3 protein-coding genes are annotated in these 4,101 nt (G+C 39.3%); all 3 read left to right on the top strand.

Translation table 11 applies throughout. The features are described from left to right. Positions 1-351: 351 nt before the first annotated feature. The 3 genes from nrdD (at position 352) to AB1498_07800 (ending at position 3,938) form a co-directional block, all read left to right on the top strand. Entirely contained in the window at positions 352-2,829 is a 2,478-nt protein-coding gene (gene nrdD / locus AB1498_07790; GenBank protein MEW6088191.1) for an anaerobic ribonucleoside-triphosphate reductase, read from the top strand. Between the two features lie 14 nt (positions 2,830-2,843). Continuing rightward, positions 2,844-3,089 carry a thioredoxin family protein gene (locus tag AB1498_07795; GenBank protein MEW6088192.1) on the top strand — a complete coding sequence of 82 codons (246 nt, stop codon included), beginning with the start codon at positions 2,844-2,846 and terminating at the stop codon, positions 3,087-3,089. Positions 3,090-3,245: 156 nt separating this feature from the next. After that, complete coding sequence (locus AB1498_07800) at positions 3,246-3,938, top strand: anaerobic ribonucleoside-triphosphate reductase activating protein (protein ID MEW6088193.1); 693 nt, start codon at positions 3,246-3,248, stop codon at positions 3,936-3,938. Positions 3,939-4,101 lie beyond the last annotated feature (163 nt).

A 4,101-nucleotide genomic window follows, 5' to 3' on the forward strand; every position in this document is an offset into this window, starting at 1 on the left:
TATCGTGTTAAATACACTTGCCAATTCTCTCAAATCCCTCTTAATCTCCCTTTTCTAAAGGGAGAAATCTAAAATTTACCCCGTTTCAAAACTTTCATTCCTTTCATACCTATTTTGACATTATCTGCTGTTAATTTATACAATTAATATGCAAATTTAGTTTCATGCTGTGGAATATTATACAATAAATAAGATAATAATTAGAAATAAAATATTATTGACAAGAATGTTATTGACAAAAAGAAATAGAATGGCATAGAATGTAGGAAAAATTAATAATTATTTTTTATTTTACCGATATACAAAAATAATATGGTATAATTAATTGAAAATATAAAGATGGAGGTAAACATGGAACCTTCTGCCGTGAAAAAAGAAAATGTTATTTCTCTTGTAGAAAAACCGAAGCCAGAAATTTTTGAGCACCCGGGTTCCTTGTCTGTTTTGAAGCAAGTCCGGAAAAGGGACGGAAAGATAGTTGATTTTGACCAGTCCAAAATTACAGAGGCAATTTACAAAGCTGCGCGGGCGGTAGGCGGGGATGATAGATTATTGGCGGAGGAAATATCCAATGCCGTTACTATGTATTTAAAAAAACTGTATAAAGACAAAGTGCCGGCTGTTGAAGAAATACAGGATGTAGTGGAAAAGGTTTTAATTGAAATGGGTCATGCAAAGACTGCAAAGGCTTATATTTTATACAGGGCAAAAAGAAGTGAAATCCGTAAGGCGAAAACAGAGGCTTTAAAGGATGAAAAACTGTCTTTATCGGGGGATTCGACAGACCTTGCGCTTTTTGTCCGGACTTCGGACGAGGATATTGTCGGATGGGACAAATACCGGATTATAAATGCCTTGATACGCGAGACAGGGATCGATTTTGCTTATGCCAGAAAAATTTCCCAGGATGTGGAAGAGCAAATAATAAGTTCAAAGATTAAAATGATTACAGCACCCCTCATCCGCGAACTTGTTAATACAAAGTTGATTGAATACGGATTTGAAAGTGAACGCAGGAAACATACACGTTTGGGTGTTCCTGTTTTTGACGCGGAACAGATTATTGTCAATCGTAATTGTGAGAACGCCAATGTCCCTCATAATCCCGAAGCCACAAACATGACCCTGGCAGAGAATATTAAAAAAGAATTTGCCTTGCTTAATGTTTTCTCGGCAGAGGTTTCAGACGCGCATATAAAAGGGGATGTTCACCTTCATGATTTGGGTTTTGTTGACAGGCCTTATTGTTCAGGACAATCGGTTGAATATGTAAAAAAGTTCGGGCTGGATTTGCCGAACGCCCTTTCTATCGCAAAACCTCCGAAACATCCCGAGGTGCTTCTTGCGCAGATGGTAAAGATGTCAGCCGCGCTTCAGGGCCATTTTGCCGGGGCCATCGGGTGGGATGCGGTAAATGTGTTTTTTGCTCCGTTTCTGGCTGGAATGTCGAAGGGCGATATGCGGCAATTAGCACAGATGCTTATTTTTGAATATTCCCAGCAGGCGGTTGCCCGCGGGGGGCAGGCCATATTCAGCGATATAAATCTTTACTGGGAAACACCAAAACATTTTGCAGATGTTCCTGCAATCGGTCCAGGAGGGACATATACAGGAAAAACATATTCAGAATATTTAAAACCCGCCCAGGATTTTGCGTGGGCATTGTTTGATGTTTATAAAGAGGGTGATGGTGTCGGGAGGCCGTTTTTCTTTCCAAAACCCCTGGTCCATATGACAGAAAGATTTTTCCAGACTGAGGGCCATGAAAAATTTTTACACCATATTTCTGAGGTGGCTACTGAAAAAGGAAATACATATTTTGTTTTTGACCGCGGAGACACTGCGAAAATAAGCGAATGCTGCAGGCTCGCGTTTAAACTCGAGGGGAAAGATTTTGATGACGCGAAAGAGCCCTGGCGTATGCGGTATTCCGCGATTCAGAATGTTACAATTAACCTGCCAAGAATCGCCTATCTTGCCAAACACGATAATACTAAACTTTTTGAATTGATTGACCGGCAGCTTGAGCTGGCATGCCAGGCGCACAGGGAAAAGAAGAGTTTCATAGAGAAAATACTGAGTTTAGGCAGTAAAGGGCCTCTTGCGATGCTGGCAATGAAACGAGATGATTATCCATATTTAAGAATGCACCGTGCCACTTATTTGCTTGGGATTCTCGGCTTAAATGAGATGGTCCAGTATCATCTTGGAAAACAGCTGCATGAAGATAATGATGTGTTGAAATTTGGTTTAAAAATTATAGCTCACATGAATTTAAAAGCAAAAGAACTGAACAAGCAATATGGAATGAAGTTTGTTTTAGAGCAAACCCCTGCGGAATCCACTGCATATCGTTTTGCTAAACTGGATATGCGGCATTTCCCGGCAGAAACTAAAGAGGTCATTAAAGGGAACATTGATAAACAGGAGATATATTATACGAATTCAACCTATTTGAATGTTGGAACGAATATCAGTTCAATTGACCGTGTGAAACAGGAAGGCTTATTTCACCCCCTGATTGACGCAGGCGCTTTAACCCATATATGGCTTGGAGAAAGCCGTCCGTCGCCTGAATCAATAGCTAATTTTGTCGTGAAAACGTTCCGCAACACCCAGAATGCCCAGATAGCGTTTTCTCCTGAATTTACATCTTGCAACACCTGCGGCAGGACCACCCGCGGACTGTACGGTGAATGTTCATATTGCGGTTCTGTTGATGTTGACGGTATTACACGTATTACCGGCTATTTTACAAGAATTTCAAGCTGGAACAAAGGAAAACTTGGTGAATTAACCGACCGCCGCCGGGATAAAAATCTGAATTGATTAAGAGGAAAAGAATGATAAAAATATTTGTTAAAAAAGACTGCCCGCTTTGTCCGGGGGCTAAAGAATTAGGGCATAAATTGACGGAAAAAGGCAGGAAAGTAGAATATTTTGATATAGATACTGCCCTGGGCCTTGCAGAGGCCAGTTTTTATAATGTTCTTTCCACCCCGTCTATCATTTTGACCAATCAAAACGGCGATGAAATCAATTCCTGGCGGGGCGAAACTCCGAGTTTAAACAATGTTATCCAGCATTAGCTAATTGTTATTTCCCGTGTTCCAGAAGAAACCGCTTTTACCTTCCATTTTTGTTAATAACTGCGATAAATTTAGAGGGTCTTTTTTATGATTGTTTTTCCTTCCGATATGGTTTAAAATGAATAAAAATTATAACTCTTTGAAGGGAGAGTTTTTGTGAAAATAAAGGGTTTTATAGAAACTTCTTTTGTTGACTGGGACGGGAAAATATCCTCTGTTATTTTTCTGCCGGGATGTAATTTCAGGTGCGTATTCTGCCATAATCACGCTCTTTTATTTGAACATAAAAAATTGCCGGATATACCATGGAAAGAAGTAAAAAAGAAATTACTGCGCCATAAAGGCTGGGTTGACGGTGTTTGTATCACCGGCGGTGAGCCGTTGATAAATAGAGATTTACAGGGATTGGTTGAAGCGATAAAAGATCTGGGTTTTCTGGTAAAACTGGATACTAACGGGTCATTTCCTGATTCATTAAAAATATTTATTAATAAAAAGCTGATTGATTATATCGCGATGGATTTGAAAGCCCCGCTGGATGAGAGATATAATCTTATCACCCAGACAGATGTGGATTTATCTAAAATCCACGAAAGCATTAATTTGCTTTTGACCGGTAGTGTTGATTATGAATTCAGGATGACATTAGTGCCCGGTTATATAGAAAAGGAAGGATTGACCTCAATAGCGGAAGAAATAAAGGGCGCTAAAAAATTTATCCTGCAGAATTTTAATCCAAAGGAAGCGCTAAATTCCTCCTTGAGAACTGTTAAACCTTATACGGACACTGAAATGAACGGATTTAAAAAGGCAATTGAAAAATATGTCCAGTTTTCAAAGGTCCGGTAAGATTGAAACAAAGGGTCAAGCCCCCTTGTTTATTTGCAGAACTTTGACAGTTAAACCCTAAAAAATCGCAAAAGAAGCGAAAAGAACCGCATAGAAATAAGGGGCGGTTCTTTTTTTTGGCCAAAGTGTAGTGCCATGTTTGATTAAAAATAATTAAAATTTT

Source organism: bacterium (genome assembly GCA_040754625.1).
Classification (GTDB): Bacteria; JACRDZ01; JAQUKH01; order JAQUKH01; family JAQUKH01; genus JAQUKH01.